The following is a 16,437-nucleotide window of genomic DNA, read 5'->3' on the forward strand; positions in this document are numbered from 1 at the left end:
TTTAGCAGCATCGTTGTCAGCGACGCGCAGGGTAAGCCGATCACTAGCGCCAAAGCCGAGCTTGATGGCGCGACGCACAAAACCATGCGTGTGCCGTTGCCCACATTGCCCGCCGGGATGTATCAGGTGAAATGGGTTGCGGTGGCCGAGGATGGTCATCGCACGCAAGGTAGTTATCACTTCACGGTGAATTAATGGATCTGGTCGCAGACTGGCTGCAACCGCTGATGGCGGCGGTATTGAATACGGCGCTGGCAATCGCCGTCGGCGTTGCTGTGCTGCGACCAGCTGCTTTATCGGCAGCACACGCTGCTCGCCTCACTAGCATGTGCCGCCAGGCTTGCAGCCTGCTTGGCTTCGGGCTAGTCGGGTATTGGTGCGCTGGCACGGTTGCCATGACGCAGACCTCTCTGGCGGACCTGCCTGCCTCACTTTGGCTGGTACTGACGCAGTCGCATTTCGGTGCAATGCTGTGGGTCGCCCTGGCGGCCTGGATCACATTGATGGTGAGCGCTTTTAGCGTGGCATTGCCTGCCCGGAATACGGTGTTGACGCTGGGCCTGATGGGGTTTTCACTGGCACGGGCGGCAACCGGGCACGCGGCGGATCACGGTTTTCTCAGCATTGCGGTTGTCATTCATACCCTGCACGTGCTGGCGGCAACAGCATGGGCTGGTGCCGTGGTGGTCTGCGTGTTGCTCACGCCAGACTGGTCTGGCTGGCCGTTGCAACAGCGCAGTGCTTTGGCGCATCGTTTATCGGAAGTGGCGACGTTGGCACTGGTGGCGGTCGTCGGTACAGGATTATTTAATATAGCGCGCACTCTGGGTCAGGCTAGCCATATCTGGGATTCCGCTTATGCGTGGATATTGCTGGCGAAGCTGATTGCGGTGGCGCTTGCAGCCGCGCTGGGCGTGCGTAATCGCTGGTATTGGTTAGCGCAGCTCGATGACGACAACGCGGCTGGCGCTGGCGGATTCAGGCGAATATTGTTCATTGAGATGGTGTTGCTGCTAGTCGTGCTGGCGATCGCGGCCAAGCTGGGAACCACCATGCCAGCACAATAAGCGACTACAGATCGGTCCACATTCGCAATAAATTGTGATAACTGCCCGTCAGTTGCACCAGCGCATGCGCATCGGCGCCAGTTTGCGTGAGGCGTTGAATGGCGCTATCGAGATCAAACAATAAGGTTCGCTGGGTATCGTCGCGAATCATGCTCTGCACCCAAAAAAATGACGCCAGACGCGTGCCGCGTGTCACCGGATTGACCTGATGCAAACTGCTGGCCGGATAGACGATCATGTGACCGGCAGGAAGTTTGATGGTGTGCAAACCGTAGGTATCTTCAATCAGCAATTCGCCGCCATCATAGGTATCGGGGTCGCTCAAAAATAAAGTCACCGAGATATCGGTACGGATCTTGGCCCGACTACCGGGAATCTGACGTATTGCGCCATCGACGTGGCTACCAAACGCCATCCCGCCTTGATACAAATTGAACATCGGCGGGTAGACGTGATGCGGCAACGTGGCGCTGATAAACAACGGATGACGTTCCAGTTCAGCGAGAATAAGGTCGCCCAGTTCAATGGCAATCGACGCATGCTCGTTAATTTGCAGATTGCGTTTGACCTGCGCGCCCTGATGACCGGCTGAAGCGCGACCATCTACCCACGCATCCCCGGCGGCGTTGAGTTTATCGCGGACAAGATGCAACTGTTCGGCGTTCAATACGGCGGGGATTTGTAGCAGCATGGGACGATTACCTTTCTTTAGACCATTAAAAGCGATAGTCGACCGTCGCTAATAAAGTACGACCAACACCTGGTACGGAGCGACCACCATCGGAAGGAATCAGTGCATCAATGTAGTACTTATTGGTCACATTGAGCAGATTGAGGCGTACATCGTACTTCTGTTGATGGAAGGCCACCGTTGCATCCCAACGGGTGTAACCACCAGCAGCAACTACGTTGGTGTTGCTGGCAAAACGGTTGGACATATACAGCATGCCGCCGCCAACTTCCCAGATCTTGCTCAGGTTATAGGTAGACCACAAAGTTGCATTATCGCGTGGCGTATTGGCCAACGTTTTACCTTGTGTGCCATCCGTTGTTGAGGCTTTTATCACGGTTGGGTTCAGATGGGTATAGCCAGCAAGGACTTGCCATTGCGGGGTAATGCGACCGCTTGCACCAAGCTCAAAACCGGTGACACGTACGTCGCCATCAAGTTGATACACACCGGTTGTAACGAGCGAGCGAGCGTTGGTTTTTTCGATATCGAAGAGCGCCGATGTGAGTGACAGATCACCATTGAACAGATCCCATTTGGCGCCGACTTCATACGATTTGTTGCTCTCTGGCGCAACGCCTTGCAAACCGGAAGTCACTGTCAATTGTTCCAGCGAGGGATTAAACGAGGTGCCGTACGACGCATAGTAGGATTGCGCGCTGGTCGGCTGATAAATCAGGCCAGCACGCACGCTGGTAAAGTTCACGGTTTGATCGGCGCGCGTCAAGGGTGGTGTGCCGGTGGCGATGCTATTGTTCAACTCAGCTTGATAACGATCCCAACGCAGGCCGCCGACCAACTTCCATTCCTTATTAAGCTCGATGGTGTCATTAAAATATGCCGCCAACGCATTGGCGCTGGATTTGACGTGATTGCCAACAGTGGTCGTAACATTTGAAGGCTGCGATTGATAGACCGGATTAATGAGCGAAACAATCGGTAAACCGTTGCGGGTATAACCGGCATTGTCATATTCATCATGGCTGATTTCAGTACCGAGGATCAGCGTGTGCTTGAGCGAACCGGTCTCGAATTTGGCTATCAGATCGGTCTGATTGTCGATCGTCTGGTCATGAATATTGCGATCATGGCTGGCCAGTTTGGCGTATAGCTGGCTTAACGGCAGCGCTGTTGTATTCCCTAGCAGCACTGTCGGTAAGGCGGTGAATACCCCGTTTTTCATCGTGCCTACATTGTTTGCCGCAGTCTCACGCGCATCGGTTTTGTAATCGCTGAATTGGGTCTGATTACGGAAGGTCAGGTTCTCATTGATTTTGTGCTCAACGCGAGCACTGAGGATGGCGACATCCTGGATCGTACGATCATCATTGAGGCCGTAAAACGTATTGCGCGGAACATTGATCGGGTGATTATTGACCGCCGAGATACCGTAATCGGGCATGTCATGGTTATGCGAAATCAGGGCCGACACAGTCACTTCAGTAGGCTTACCGATGCCGAAACGCAAGGAAGGCGCAACGCCGAAATCCTGATTACTCATCTGGTCACGGTTTGTCTTCGCATCTTGCGCCATCATCTCAACGCGGAATGCCGAAGTGTCAGACAACTTGCGATTAAAGTCGCCTGTCGAGCGCACACCGCCGTTGGTATCCGCGCTGGCGGTGACTTGATTGGCATCGGTCAAAAATGGGGTTTTGCTGACTTGATTGATCACACCGCCCGTTGAACCGCGACCAAACAACATCGACGAAGGACCTTTGAGCACTTCAACTGATTCCAGATAATAGGTATCGCGATAGTACTGACCGCGATCACGCGATCCATCCAGATACATGTCGGTACGTGCGCTAAAACCGCGCAAGTTGAAGTTGTTACCGATCTGCCCGCCTTCTGCGCCGCCGATGGTGATACCGGGTACGTTGCGCAGGGCTTCTTGCAAGGACGCTACACCTTGGGCATCGAGCACTGCGCGATTGATGACATTAACGGACTGTGGAATATCCCGAATCTGAGTAGCGACCTTGCCGCCCACGGTGCTGACCACGGGGTTGTAATCGGTTTTATCAGCGCTACTATTGACCGTGACTTCCGGCAGTGAGGCTTCGCTCTGCGAGCCTGCTGCTGGCGCTGATTGTGCTGCCGGGGTCGATTGTGCGTAGGCGGTTTGTTGCAGTGCTACTGGCGCAGCAAAGGCTGCCAGCAAAGCGGCTGCCAATGGCGTGAGACGTCGGTTCATTACTTGATCCTTGATATTAGTCAGTGTTGTGCGCGATGTCATCGCACACTATGGGTCATTACGTTATAGCGATTGGCTGGCTGGCCGGATCAATGTAAAAAACCCAGTTGGCTGACTATGATTTCAAAAAGTAATAAAAAGACGCAGCAATATGTCGATACCGAAAGCCATTAACAGAACGCGCATTGAGCGTACGAATGGAAGAATAATCTGTAGGAAATATTTTATTTTTGCTGAATTAAGCGAGAATTTAATGGGAATGATTCTTATTGTCAATTGAAAATAAGGCGCACAAATATGGTGCAAAATATTTATTTTTAAAACATCGAATTGTGTTTATTTTAATGACGTAGGATTAACAACCATTGTCTGAAAATGTGGACCGCATTTTCACTCAGCACGGATGAAACAGGAGCGCTGGTCCATGCTTTTTTTTAGTACAAAAAACGCGTTAAGTTTCTAAAAAAGAAATACATTAAAAAACATTTTCTTGAGCTGAATTTTTTAGTAGTTGTTTTTTTACAACGGAACGTCAGTTAAAAAACTGAATAATTGCTTAGTTGTATCGCCTATCTAAACCGAAAAGGAAATCATGATGTTTACGCGAAAAATCTCGAATCAGCCCTATTTGTTCGCCTCCGTCTTGTTGGTGACGCTGGCAGTAACCGGTTGCGCCTCACCAGACAAACCTGCCAAGCCAGCTCCCATGGAAATGGGAATGATGGGCCAGACCATGCAACCCACACTCAATGGCGCGCATGAGGTGCCGCCCAATGACTCTGCAGCAAGTGGCGTCGTGAAGATCATGGTGGGGGCGAATAAATCCGTGAGCGGTAATATCACCACGACCGGAATTGATGGCAAAGCAGCGCACATCCATGACGGCGCAGCTGGCGTCAATGGCCCGGTGATCGTGCCGCTGAGCAAGACAGCGGATAACACCTGGTCCGTGCCAGCCGGAGCCGTGTTGAGCGATGCGCAATATGCTGACTTTTTGGCCGGAAACCTCTACGTCAACGTACATAGCGCAGCGCATCCGGGTGGCGAAATCCGGGCGCAACTAACGAAGTAATCGGCATTCAAAAAGCGCGGCGATAAGCGCTATGCGAACGCACGATTAGAAAAGCGACGACGATCACCATTTGGTGGTCGTCGTCGCTTTTGATTTCCATGCAGGGTCGATAGCGGTTGCAATGTTTGAGCTATCTTTATCCGATCTCAACATCCGGGTCCGATTGCGCCATGCGTACCGTATCGTCAACGCTAAGACTGCTCAGGGATGCCGGGGGAATAATCGTTGGATCAAGCCGTTTAAGCACCTCAAATACAGGCCCTTTGAGGCGCGCTAACAAAAGCCGCTTACCGTCGCAACTGCCTTTGATAAATCGATAAAAATCCTCTAACGCCTCAATGCTGGAGCTATCCAGATCGGGCGACTCTTCCAAACTGAGAATGACGGTATGCGTGGCCGGATCGGACGTGGCGATGACGCGCCGCGCCTGACTCAGAATCCGCTCCGCGTTGGCAAAGAATAGCGGTTCATTGGGGCGCAAAATCAGCATGCCCGGCACTGCTTGCGCCTGGGGATAGGTGGCCATGTTGACATAATTATGGCTTGCTCCAAGGCGACCCAAGACCAGAATCGAGGATGCAGAAAACTGCCGCAACACCAATACAATACTGATCCCGATGGCGGCTAATAAGCCATCTAATACGCCCAACAACAACACGCAAATGACGGCTGAAATCACCACGAATCGGTCCCGATGCCAAACAAAATAGGGCCGAAATAAGGCTGGCTTTAAGGTATGACTGACCGCGTGGATCACAATCGCCGCCAATACCGGCTGCGGCGTGAGGGCGATACTCGGCAATAGCGTGAGCACAATCGCCAGCACCACCAGAGCGGCTACCCAGCCCGCCATGCGCGAACTGGCCCCTGCGGCCTCATTGGCTGAGGTGGCGGAATATCCCGCCCCGACTGGCATACCGTGAAACAGCCCGGATAGCAGATTGGCTGCACCCAGCGCTATCAGATCGCGATTGGGCGACACATTATCGCCATGCTTGATGGCAAAACTGCGTATCGATCCGTACGACTCTGCATAGAGAATCATCACCATCGCAAAGCCAAGCTCGCCCAGACGTAGCCATTCGGCGCGCGATAGCAACGGCAATGTCGGCGTGGCTAACTGAAGATGGATGGTACCGACCAGACCGATGCCGTAGTGCGGCAAATCCAGCCATTTACCGGCAGCGATGCCCAGCGCGATGACAATGAGGCCACCTGGAAAATGTTTGAATTGTGCAAAGACAAATAACAACACCAGGGCGACGGTCGCAACGCCGACCCCGGCCCAATTCCAGCGCGCAATGTGCGCGAGTAGTTCAGGCACAAAGCGGATTACATCGCTGTGCGCAGGCGCGACGCCGACGACGCTGGCGCATTGTTTAAGAATGATCACTATCGCCAGTCCAAAGGCGAAACCGCGTAGCACTGGCTTGGCAATAAAATCGGTGACGTTGCCCATGCGCGCGCATGCTGCGAGCATAAAAAAAATCCCGGAGATCAAGACCAGACCAATCGCCAGCGTCAGTCTTAGCCCGTTGTCGCCATTGGCGATAGACGCGCTCGCCGCTGCCAGTACTGCGGCGGAGGATGAGGTGGCCGAGACGATGGCGAAGCGACTGGTACCGAGCACGCCGTAACACAGCAAACCGGCGAACAAAGCGATGACTCCGGCTTGCGGCGGCAGATTACCGATACTCGAATAAGCAACGGCTTCGGGTAACAATAAACCGGCAATCGATAGTCCGGCGATGACATCCTGCCAGCGATGTTGCCGATCACCGTCGTTGCCTGGATGTGGCTGGTCGTCGCTGCCGGAATAGACCGACGGTGGATAGGCGGCGCGCATCGGTTAATCCGCAATCATGCCGGTCCAGCCAGGCAGATAGCGTGCATCCTGGCTGCTGGCAAGCTTCTTAGCTTTGACGATCGCCTTCGCAAAATTCTGCTCAAGCATGACCAGCGGTATTTTGCTGCGAAAGAAATCGGCCCATAGAAATTCGCTAAACGGCGTCACCTCTTTGGCATATCCACCGGCGCGCCGCAGCTCTCCGGCAAGGCTGCGATACGGGTCATCCTGTAGTTGCTCTAGCCGCCTTGGGATTGCATCAAACTTGCAGCGCACACCATTGCCATCGTACGGATGCACCCATTGATGGTGATCCATGACGGTCCAGAACCGTGCTGGATTGACGTAAGAGAGATCTTTGAGTATTAACAAAAATACTGTTTTAACCTCTTCCTCTATCAATGCGAGGCCGAAATGATGGTGATCGACAATGTAATGTACGCCCTCGGGGCCAGAAATCGCAGGGAACCAATGTTGCGCCAAAGCCGCCGTCCGAGATTTTTTGCTGAGTGTCTCCCATTGCTTGCGCTTACGCGCCACCTCTTCCTTGCCCACAGTGATCTGCGTCGGATGCAATTTTTCCAGCTTAACGCTAACGAGTTGCGGATGCGCGTTTGGCATGCTGTACCCCTGTGAAGAAGATGGATGATCCGGTATTACGTGGGATTGCGGTGCGATTAAATTATTGTCAATTATGTCACAACGATGATCTGGATTAGCGGCTTTCGAATCCAATCCCGGATGATCTATTTACCGTCTCGTTTAGCCCATTCAGGTAGTATGCACACTCATCATTTTCACTTATGCCCTCCGGTTATTCATGCGCATCCTTGTCCGCCACCATCTGACGTCTGACTTTCGCGGATCGTTATATTTAGCATTCACCTTGCTGTTGACTGCGTTATTCACCACAGTCAATGCATACGGTGCCTCCGTCCCGACTATAACCAACCAGTCCCAAACTGATGCTGCCACGCGACCGCGTATCGGTTTAGTCTTGTCTGGCGGCGGGGCGCGCGGCTATGCCCATCTTGGCGTATTGAAGGTGCTTGAAGAACTGCATATCCCGATCGACTATATTGCTGCCACCAGCATGGGTGCGGTCGTTGGCGGCCTCTACGCTAGCGGCTTGTCAGCCGATGCGTTGGAGAAAAAACTGACAGACATCAATCTGAGCGATATCGCCTTTGATCGCAATGACCGGGCCAAACTACCGCAGTCGCGACGCGAAGATAACTTTCAATATCCGATTGGTCTGTCGGCCGGATATGGCGACGGAAAACTCAAATTAGCAACCGGATTAGTCCAGGGAAATCACCTATTGACCCTGCTGCAAAACTGGACTGCGCAGTTACCTGCCAACATCACTTTCGACCAGTTACCGACCCCGTTTCGTGCGGTTGCAACGGACCTTGGCAGCGGCGAGGAAGTCGTCCTGACAAAGGGCTCATTACCACGCGCCATTCGCGCCAGCATGGCCGTTCCCGGTTTGTTTGCGCCGTTTCAAATTGATGGCCACACCTTGGTCGATGGCGGCTTAGTCAGCAATTTGCCGGTCCAGCTAGCGCGTGACATGGGGTCCGATATCATCATTGCGGTCAATATCGCAACCCCTTTGCAAGACCCTGAAAATATAGACTCCCCTACTGCAGTAGCGCAGCAGATGGTGACTATTTTGATCCGCCAGAACGTCAAGGCGCAAAAGGCCTTACTCAACAAGAACGACGTCCTGATCGAACCGGAATTAGGCAATCTGTCTTTCACCGATTTTTCACGCGGGAAGGATGGTATCAATGCGGGTAGAGAGGCGACCGAGCGCCTGCGCCCGAAATTAATGCCCCTGGCCTTGCCTGAGGCCCAATGGGCAGCCTATCTGGCAGCGCGGCACAAAGGTAATACATCCATCAATATACTCACGGCCGATACGCGCATTGACGCCATCGAGATCACAACCAAAGGACCAGTCCCTGCCACCGTCGTGCAGCGCCAGCTTGATGTACGTGAGGGTGATCGCTACGATGTCAGCAACATTAACCAAGAATTGGCGCGACTCACCACCAACGGCGACTTCAAAAGCGTGACGCAAGAAATGGGGGTAAAAGATGACCGCACTGTCCTGAAAATTGATGCTGAGGCAAAAACATGGGGGCCGCAATTCTTATTATTTGGTTTTGGTGTGTCGAATAGCTTTGACGCCGGTGGCGGCTTCAATCTGCAAATCGGGCACCGCTTCCCATGGCTGACCCAAAGCGGTCTGGAGTGGCGCAACGATATCGTACTAGGCGACAAACAAGTCAATTGGCATACCGAGTTGCGCCAGCCTATTTGGAATACGCTGGGCGTGTACCTTGCACCTTATGCAGAATATAGCCGCCGGCGCGTGGATATTTATTCCGATGAAGGCCCTAACGCCGACACTGTTCCAACAACTTCTTATGTCATCACCAGTGCTACCGCCGGGGTGGATCTCGGTATGCCGATTGGTCGTTTGGGAGAGTTCCGTGCAGGCGTTAATTATCGTGAACTCAGCGGTCATCCTTTTTATAACTTTTTAAATATCTTCCAGTCCCAGCGTATCCGCCAAGCCACGGCACGTGCCCAGGTCACCATCGATCAACTTGACGACGCCCTATTTCCACGTAAAGGCTACTATTTATCGGCGGTGACTAACGTCGCATTTGGCGGTGCAGAAAACCGTTACAACGACGCACAGATAAAAGCATTGTGGGCCATCAGTACCGGCCGCCACACAGTCAATTTTGCGTTAGAAGGCGCAAGCGTGTACGGCAATAACAATAACGATAGTATCGGCAGCGGTGGATTAGGATTTACGTTGGGTGGCTTCCAGCATTTATCGGCTTATGCACCCGATCAGTTTACCGGTAACTATTTGCTCTACGGCAGGGTAACTTATCTGAATAATTTACAAAAAATCAGACTACCGGGACTGAGTAATCCGGTTTTCGGAACCTCACTGGAAATGGGAGATGTCTGGCAGACCCGCGACAACGTCAATAAAGGGCCATACAAAAAAAGCATCAGTATGTTCTTAGGCGGCAACAGTTTGATCGGCCCAGTGTATTTCGGGCTAGCTGTGGCGCCACAAGGTGTGTGGAATCTTTACTTGCAATTAGGGCGCGTGTTTTAAAGCGGAATGAGTATCCTCTATGGTCTGTTTTTTATTATCGGAGGAATACTCGGTGCTATCTGACGCATTGTTGGTGTATTACTTGACGGTACTTTTACGTACGAATTCGAGGCAGGTACATCAGATATCTTGCTTTATTTGGCTAACGTATCGGGAGGTATAGAATCGTTTTGCCTATTTTCATAGGGGTAATCAAAAGTATGCCGCAACCCTTCCCACTCTTGCTGTATCTCCGTGAGTAACAGCGGCGCACGGTCGATGTTTCCAGTAGATGCAGCGATCTCCAGTTGCGCACAGAGAGCGACCAGATGTGGCATGGCTATGACCAAAAAAGATCCCCGCATGCGATGAGCCAATGATGCAATTTCCTCTGCATCTGAGGCTTGGATGGCGATTGCACATCGATCAAGTTCGGCGTCAGTTAAGGCCACCATCTTCAGACGTAAATTATTACTAACGGACTTGGAAGAGTCCTCTGCCTCAACTAATTCAACTGTATTGAACTCTCTGGCGATACCGCCAACAGCTTGAAGGCTAAATAATTCGGCGTCCGTTTTGCACAGCAGTTTTGCCATCGCCGCACGCTTTTGATTGTAGATTGTCTTGGCACTGCGCTTGAGTGCAGCGGCTATTTCACTCACGCTATGGCCTGCGAGATATAACCTCAGCACTTCAGCCTCGCGACGCGATAATGCCACGAGGCCTCTTTTGCAAAAAACCTTCGATTGACGACCTATCTCACGAATACTGCGCCCGAGATAGCCATCTCCGCGCAGCGCACGATCAATTGCAACAATGAGTTCATTGACGTCATCGGCCTTGTTAATGATGGAATTAATACCATTAAATTCAAGCGCTGCAACAATGCCCAGACGATTGAGGGCAGTAAATACGACGATACAAATGTGCGGATACTTATCGCGTACACGTTTGAGCATCGTCAAGCCGTCTCCAAAGTCACCACCTGGCATAGCGTAGTCGGCAACTAGTACATCAACCTCGATCACGCTTAATCGCTCAAATAGTTCAGTCGAATTGGCTACCGGCGCGTAAGCGCTAAATCCTGGATGGCGATTGAGTTGCTGTGTCACTGCAACTGCAACAACAGGGTGATCGTCTGCAACCAAAATTCTTATATGTTTAATCGTCACGGGATATCTCTTTAGGACAAATCTTTGCAATATTTATTCAACACATTTCTTTGGATATGCGCCATCCAATTAATTGCTATCCATAGAGAAAATATGGAGTAAATACGCTCTATCGATGCAGCACAAAAGTAATCAATCTCGATGCAGTGTGCATTATTAAGTTACCCATTTTTAAGCAGCACCTGGCATAAAAACACAACTATCAAACTTCATCCTGATGAGACTTTTGGAGCTATGCTTGTTGTTAGGACTTATGCAAAATTGCAGACTAAATAGAAAATGGCGCACCGTTTTTCAGGTACGCCATTTTCATACTTAACCAATCTGGACCGTTATATTGTCCGACCAACTAACCTACATTAAAACTTGTGACGAATACCAACGCTCATCGAAGTTTGCTTGCTGCTGCCATTGGGCTTAGTCGCTGCGTCATCCCATACTCCGACTGGCGATTCGTGCGATCCCTTTGCATAAGACAGGAAGCCGTAGACGTCAGTGCGCTTGGTCAAAAAGTAATCAACACCGAGGTTAAGTTGATTCGTATTAGGTTTTTTGCTTGAACTATCCAACTCGGATGTGTAACGAACGTGTTGAACGCTAGCCAGCAGATGCAGCGGTGCTGACAGAGCATAATCAGTACCGATTTCGTATACGTCCTGACGTCCCACTGTTGGCACTTTAACGCGTGACCAGTTACTGTAAATACGCGCTGGACCAGCTTCGTAACTACCGCCCAGACTAAGTGTCTTGGCTGCAGTCGTGCCATCGGCAGGCAAATCAACGCCTTCATACTCGCCTAATGCCACTAATTGGCCAACCAATGAATCACTAGGATTTTTGCCAAATTTAGACTGGAAGTAACCCGCATATAGTGCCAGTGCATCGTTCTTGTAGATACCACCAAGGCCGAAGGATTGCCCTGCACTGACCTTACCAGCTTGCTCGCCTAAACCATAAATTACGCTACCGGTGAAACCTTTCATCTCTGGCGTGTTGTAACGAATAGAATTGCTTACGCGTGCACCACCCAGGCGATTTAAATTATGCGTGGTCTTGCTGACAATAGAACCGAAATCCTGGTTTGAGGTCAGTGCGCCCGCATCGTCTAGCATGTCGGTTTGATTACCAAACAACACCGTACCGAAGCCACCTGAGAGTCCGACAACCGATTTACGATTGAAAAACTTGCCTTGAGCACCTCCGCCGGTGCTGTTATCGAAACCGCTTTCAATTTGGAATATAGCGCTCAAACCGCTACCCAGATCTTCAGTGCCTTTAAAGCCGATACGCGAACCTTGGATGACACCGGAATTCATACTGAATTTGCTACCAGTTCCTGTGCCGTCTTCTTTTTCGATATTGTTCGAATAAGTAATGCCTGTGTCGACAATACCGTAGATGTTGACCGAGGACTGTGCTTGAACCAGGCCAGCAGTTGCGCTAAGTACTGCCAATGCAATAAGTGATTTTTTCATGGATATTCTTTATTAAGTTGAGAGTGCCGTTTTAAGAATCCGCACATCGGATACGAAAAATATCAGCCGTTTTGTGCTGGGCGATTATCCCCAAAGAAATTCCAACCAAATTTGGGATTTTTCCCAAAAGTAGGCTTTGTTGTACAAATAAAACACTGGTTGAAATGGCCGGCATTCCCTGAGTCGGGAACATGAATAGTGTCAAACGCGCTCAATCGAGTTGAACGATCAGGAAGCGCTAAGGGTACGCGGCTATGCTGGTAATGGCGCATCCGTTTTTTAAAAACACACGTATGAGGTTGGATTTTGAATTACGCGATAAGTAAGGACGGCATGCGTTAGTTTGCAGTCCACTCCGCATCAGAAATTTCTCAGGTCGGACAGTGCCGACCGTTTGGAAAAATATTGATATAAATACAGAAAATCGACGTGACGGCACAACAAACTAAACTATCGCCATTTTTCGCCTGAACATTTTGTATTCATCAGTAATCACAATCGCTCCGGCATCGACTGGCGCTAAATAGCGCGGCAAATCCATCACCCGCTCCAACGCGATGGCTAATCTGCGTCGACCAGATGCCGACATCGTCGTCATCGGTAATCGTGATGTATCTTCTATCCTATTTTGCAAAGCCAGCGAAGCCTTAATCGGCCCAGGATTTGGCTCCGAAAACAGAAGACGAATCAACGGCAACAGATCATCGAAAATAGCACGCACCCGGGCGACTTCTCCGGCTTGCATCAACGCGTACATACGCACATATAAATCTGGACGAATATACGCTGCGGTAGAAAGAGCACCGTCCCCGCCCAACAAAAATGTCGTCAACATGAGTGTGTCGTCACCACATAAAGCCTGCAACGCCGTATTTTTAATCACCTCTGTCAATTGCAAAACATCGCCGCTACTTTGGTTGTATGCGGATGAATGCCACCGCATCTTCGCACGCACTGATCACGACACGGCGCAGTTGCGTGACACAATAAGTCGGAATAGTCAGGTGCATGATGCAGTTCTGATTGACTGCATTTTCGTCAGAAAAAACCTGCCTGGGGATACGTTGTTGCAGAGGATTGCGGAGTCGAAAAAACCGCTAAGCCGGGCTCAACGCCTATCCTTTGGAGAGAGTACTGAAGACGCTGTGGCGGCACATGCAGGGTGAATTTTGTGTCGGCAATTCGGGGCCGAGAAAGATAGTGGCGTAACGTCAAAAATTGCTCTGAACATTGCTGTGTCGTCTTATTCATCTATAGCCCTCTTCCGTGATCATCATGGAAGAAAAATTAATAGATCAGACGTAAAGATTGTCTAAAAATGATGCGCAGCAATGTATCCATTGCGTAAAAATGACTAATGTATTTCTAATGAAGCATCGACATAAAAAAGCCAAACCGAACTGGATACAGATCGGTTTGGCGAACTAGTTTTACGCTCCACACTAATCGGCAGACAACGCCTCTAACGCCATACCCCGCGTCTCAATTCCCATAAAAAATACTAGCGCAGCGGCAACCAAAAAGCATAACGCGCCCACTGTAAACACCCCACCCTGTCCCCAAGTCGGCAACACCACGCCGACAATATACGGCCCCAGCAAGGAACCTACGCGGCCGATGGCAGAAGCAAAGCCTGAACCCGTCGCACGCACGCCGGTGGAATACAACTCGGGCGTATAGGTGTAGAGCACAGCCCACATACCGAACAAGAAAAACTGCATGCACAGACCGGTCGCAATTAAGGCGTTTTCATGTCCGCTCATGGCACTTTTTCCGTATAGAAAAGCCATGAGTGCAGCGCCCATCAGCGACGCTATGCAAGTCGGCTTACGCCCCCATTTTTCGACTAGCCATGCCGCAGTCAAAAAACCGGGAATCCCGCCCAAGGAAATCAATACGGTGTACATCACCGATTTCGTCACGGCAAATCCGCCTTGTTGCAACAAAGCCCCAAGCCACGTCGTTAAACCATAGAAGCCGAGCAACGCAAAAAACCATAGACCCCAAATCATGATGGTGCGCGTGCGATGCTGCGGCGACCAAAGTGCCATGAAAGAATTGGTACGACGCGCCGCCGATGTAGTCGTCGGAGGCGACCAGACCGGCTCCGGCAAGGTAGTGAGTTTGAGACTCTGCTTTACTTTGTTCTCGAATTTTTGCAAGACCGCCTCGGCTTGTTCATGGCGTCCGGCATGCTCCAGCCAACGCGGCGACTCTGGAATGAAACGACGCACTACCAACAAAAATAATGCCGGTATGGCGAGTACCACAAAGACGCTGCGCCAGTTGTAAGAAGACAGAACAAAATAGGAAATCAATCCGGCCGTAATAAATCCCAACGGCCAGAAACCATCCATTAACGCCACATATCTGCCGCGTGCTTTAGCAGGGATAAATTCTGACATCAAGGTTTGCGCTACCGGAAACTCCATCCCCATGCCCAGTCCCAGCAGAAAGCGATAGGCCCCAAGGGTAAATGCATCCGGTGCGGTCGAGCACAAATAGCTGGCGACTCCCCAAATAATCATGCTGACCTGGAATACCGGCTTACGCCCAAAACGATCAGCCAACATCCCCGACATCGCCGCCCCTAACACCATGCCAACAAAACTCATGCTCGCCAGTGCGCCCGCTGCCTGAGTCGATAAACCAAACTCCGTTTTGATAGAACCCAATACAAAAGTCATCATGCCGAGATCAATCGAATCGAAGAAAAATGCCAACGCGATGATAAAGAAAATCATTTTGTGATAACCACTGATCGGCAAGCGCTCCAGCCGTGCCGCCGCTTGCGGACCGCGCCCGAGATGCATTGATACATTTCCGTCCATAGCACTTCCCCTCGTAGATTAACTTTTCCCCTGTTTTAGTTTGTTTTATATAAATATATATTGCCGTTCAGATAACGACACTAACGTGTGGATTTGCGTCGTAGAAGGTACGCACCTTGGCTAAGACGGCTTGGGATTTTCAGGCAGACAGGCAGGCGGCTAGGCTAAAAGAAAAAGAAGCCGATTTTGAGGCAGTCATAGAGGATGGGGGCATTGCCGACAACCTTCACAGTTATCGGCAACAAACAACAAACGGCAGAGGGCAGACGGCAGACAATGGCGGATCAAATCTGGAGATCAGCGTTCTTTAATACAAATGAAAATGACTGCCGCCAAACAGTCCGATCAGGCCTATTGCTATCAGATAAATGGCAATAATAAAGTTCAACAATCTGGGCATCACTAAAATAAGAATTCCAGCAATCAGGGAAAACAACGGAACCATCGTGATGTGAATATTCATAAAGGCAGCCTCGTTAAAATGAGAAGGATTGTAATGACGCTATTCGATGCATGAAAAATCATCGATTCGCATATGGCGTAATAGTACGTTCATCGCCAATCCCTTACTCGTGCTTAGGCTCATTTTTTTTGTCCGGATGGTGATGATCGTCCTCGTGCGGCTCAGCATGGTTATTCGGTGCTTGTGGGTGCTGCTGCGTTTGTGGAGGCCGTTCTGGCTGACGCATCTCCGGACGTGGCTGCGGTTGCGGCGCGCGCTCTTGCTGACGCTCTTCCTGGTGCATCAGCGGTTGCGGAGGACGTTCTGGTTGATGCATCTCCGGACGTGGCTGCGGTTGCGCTGCACGCTCTTGCTGATGCTCTTCCTGGTGCATCTGCGGTTGCGGAGGACGTTCTGGCTGACGCATCTCCGGACGTGGCTGCGGTTGCGCTGCACGCTCTTGCTGATGCTCTTCCTG

The 16,437-nt window shown here is 51.0% G+C and carries 14 protein-coding genes and 1 pseudogene; 5 read left to right on the top strand and 10 right to left on the bottom strand.

All coding sequences use genetic code 11. The features are described 5' to 3' along the window. On the top strand, window positions 1-195 hold a 195-nt coding region (locus ACVBEF_RS16545), incomplete at its 5' end, for a copper resistance protein CopC (RefSeq protein ID WP_447125029.1). Then, window positions 195-1,067, top strand: a complete 873-nt coding sequence (locus ACVBEF_RS16550; RefSeq protein WP_447125030.1) for a copper resistance D family protein — start codon at window positions 195-197, stop codon at window positions 1,065-1,067. The genes ACVBEF_RS16545 and ACVBEF_RS16550, both read left to right, overlap by 1 nt. A gap of 4 nt (window positions 1,068-1,071) precedes the next feature. Here the strand turns inward: ACVBEF_RS16550 and ACVBEF_RS16555 are convergent, their stop codons facing one another. Both ACVBEF_RS16555 and ACVBEF_RS16560 read right to left on the bottom strand, forming a co-directional pair. Then, window positions 1,072-1,758 (bottom strand): Fe2+-dependent dioxygenase, encoded by a 687-nt coding sequence (locus ACVBEF_RS16555; protein ID WP_447125031.1) that lies wholly within the window; start codon window positions 1,756-1,758, stop codon window positions 1,072-1,074. A 25-nt stretch (window positions 1,759-1,783) separates the two neighbouring features. Continuing rightward, the gene (locus tag ACVBEF_RS16560) at window positions 1,784-3,994 is read right to left on the bottom strand and encodes a TonB-dependent receptor (protein WP_447125032.1); all 2,211 of its coding nucleotides are present in this window, start codon (window positions 3,992-3,994) and stop codon (window positions 1,784-1,786) included. Between the two features lie 595 nt (window positions 3,995-4,589). On the opposite strand from ACVBEF_RS16560, the gene ACVBEF_RS16565 reads away from it, so the two are divergent. After that, complete coding sequence (locus ACVBEF_RS16565) at window positions 4,590-5,066, top strand: CHRD domain-containing protein (RefSeq protein ID WP_447125033.1); 477 nt, start codon at window positions 4,590-4,592, stop codon at window positions 5,064-5,066. A 136-nt stretch (window positions 5,067-5,202) separates the two neighbouring features. On the opposite strand, the gene ACVBEF_RS16570 is transcribed toward ACVBEF_RS16565, so the two are convergent. Together ACVBEF_RS16570 and ACVBEF_RS16575 are read right to left on the bottom strand one after the other, a co-directional pair. Further along, on the bottom strand, window positions 5,203-6,912 hold the full coding sequence (locus tag ACVBEF_RS16570; RefSeq protein WP_447125034.1) for a SulP family inorganic anion transporter: 1,710 nt from the start codon (window positions 6,910-6,912) through the stop codon (window positions 5,203-5,205). A 3-nt stretch (window positions 6,913-6,915) separates the two neighbouring features. Continuing rightward, on the bottom strand, window positions 6,916-7,533 hold the full coding sequence (locus tag ACVBEF_RS16575) for a ParB-like protein (protein WP_447125035.1): 618 nt from the start codon (window positions 7,531-7,533) through the stop codon (window positions 6,916-6,918). 199 nt (window positions 7,534-7,732) lie between these two features. Between ACVBEF_RS16575 and ACVBEF_RS16580 the strand changes: the two genes are divergently transcribed. Further along, on the top strand, window positions 7,733-10,060 hold the full coding sequence (locus ACVBEF_RS16580; RefSeq protein WP_447125036.1) for a patatin-like phospholipase family protein: 2,328 nt from the start codon (window positions 7,733-7,735) through the stop codon (window positions 10,058-10,060). A gap of 134 nt (window positions 10,061-10,194) precedes the next feature. Here ACVBEF_RS16580 and ACVBEF_RS16585 read toward each other — a convergent pair whose 3' ends face one another. From ACVBEF_RS16585 to ACVBEF_RS16600, 4 genes are all read right to left on the bottom strand, one after another. After that, a complete protein-coding gene (locus tag ACVBEF_RS16585; protein WP_447125037.1) occupies window positions 10,195-11,241 on the bottom strand; it encodes a response regulator in 1,047 nt (348 codons plus the stop codon). 329 nt (window positions 11,242-11,570) lie between these two features. Continuing rightward, window positions 11,571-12,686: a porin gene (locus ACVBEF_RS16590; RefSeq protein WP_447125038.1), complete on the bottom strand. Its 1,116-nt coding sequence runs from the start codon at window positions 12,684-12,686 to the stop codon at window positions 11,571-11,573. A 445-nt stretch (window positions 12,687-13,131) separates the two neighbouring features. After that, window positions 13,132-13,629: a dihydrodipicolinate synthase family protein gene (locus tag ACVBEF_RS16595; RefSeq protein WP_447125039.1), complete on the bottom strand. Its 498-nt coding sequence runs from the start codon at window positions 13,627-13,629 to the stop codon at window positions 13,132-13,134. A gap of 499 nt (window positions 13,630-14,128) precedes the next feature. Beyond that, window positions 14,129-15,499: an MFS transporter gene (locus ACVBEF_RS16600; RefSeq protein WP_447125040.1), complete on the bottom strand. Its 1,371-nt coding sequence runs from the start codon at window positions 15,497-15,499 to the stop codon at window positions 14,129-14,131. A gap of 134 nt (window positions 15,500-15,633) precedes the next feature. On the opposite strand from ACVBEF_RS16600, the gene ACVBEF_RS16605 reads away from it, so the two are divergent. Next, the gene (locus ACVBEF_RS16605) at window positions 15,634-15,828 is read left to right on the top strand and encodes a hypothetical protein (RefSeq protein ID WP_447125041.1); all 195 of its coding nucleotides are present in this window, start codon (window positions 15,634-15,636) and stop codon (window positions 15,826-15,828) included. Here the strand turns inward: ACVBEF_RS16605 and ACVBEF_RS16610 are convergent. Both ACVBEF_RS16610 and ACVBEF_RS16615 read right to left on the bottom strand, forming a co-directional pair. Beyond that, window positions 15,825-15,980, bottom strand: a complete 156-nt coding sequence (locus tag ACVBEF_RS16610; RefSeq protein ID WP_447125042.1) for a DUF3096 domain-containing protein — start codon at window positions 15,978-15,980, stop codon at window positions 15,825-15,827. The two genes, ACVBEF_RS16605 and ACVBEF_RS16610, sit on opposite strands and share 4 nt — an antisense overlap. Window positions 15,981-16,083: 103 nt before the next feature. Further along, window positions 16,084-16,437: pseudogene (locus tag ACVBEF_RS16615) on the bottom strand (hypothetical protein); the annotation flags it as partial.

The sequence above is a fragment of the Glaciimonas sp. GG7 genome (assembly GCF_052976905.1).

What these genes read in the sequence shown, in the direction of transcription:
- ACVBEF_RS16550 (WP_447125030.1), top strand. Translation starts at nt 195, where the DNA reads ATGGATCTGGTCGCAGACTGGCTGCAACCGCTGATGGCGGCGGTATTG.
- ACVBEF_RS16555 (WP_447125031.1), bottom strand. Translation starts at nt 1,758, where the DNA reads ATGCTGCTACAAATCCCCGCCGTATTGAACGCCGAACAGTTGCATCTT.
- ACVBEF_RS16560 (WP_447125032.1), bottom strand. Translation starts at nt 3,994, where the DNA reads ATGAACCGACGTCTCACGCCATTGGCAGCCGCTTTGCTGGCAGCCTTT.
- ACVBEF_RS16565 (WP_447125033.1), top strand. Translation starts at nt 4,590, where the DNA reads ATGTTTACGCGAAAAATCTCGAATCAGCCCTATTTGTTCGCCTCCGTC.
- ACVBEF_RS16570 (WP_447125034.1), bottom strand. Translation starts at nt 6,912, where the DNA reads ATGCGCGCCGCCTATCCACCGTCGGTCTATTCCGGCAGCGACGACCAG.
- ACVBEF_RS16575 (WP_447125035.1), bottom strand. Translation starts at nt 7,533, where the DNA reads ATGCCAAACGCGCATCCGCAACTCGTTAGCGTTAAGCTGGAAAAATTG.
- ACVBEF_RS16580 (WP_447125036.1), top strand. Translation starts at nt 7,733, where the DNA reads ATGCGCATCCTTGTCCGCCACCATCTGACGTCTGACTTTCGCGGATCG.
- ACVBEF_RS16590 (WP_447125038.1), bottom strand. Translation starts at nt 12,686, where the DNA reads ATGAAAAAATCACTTATTGCATTGGCAGTACTTAGCGCAACTGCTGGC.
- ACVBEF_RS16595 (WP_447125039.1), bottom strand. Translation starts at nt 13,629, where the DNA reads ATGCGGTGGCATTCATCCGCATACAACCAAAGTAGCGGCGATGTTTTG.
- ACVBEF_RS16600 (WP_447125040.1), bottom strand. Translation starts at nt 15,499, where the DNA reads ATGCATCTCGGGCGCGGTCCGCAAGCGGCGGCACGGCTGGAGCGCTTG.
- ACVBEF_RS16610 (WP_447125042.1), bottom strand. Translation starts at nt 15,980, where the DNA reads ATGAATATTCACATCACGATGGTTCCGTTGTTTTCCCTGATTGCTGGA.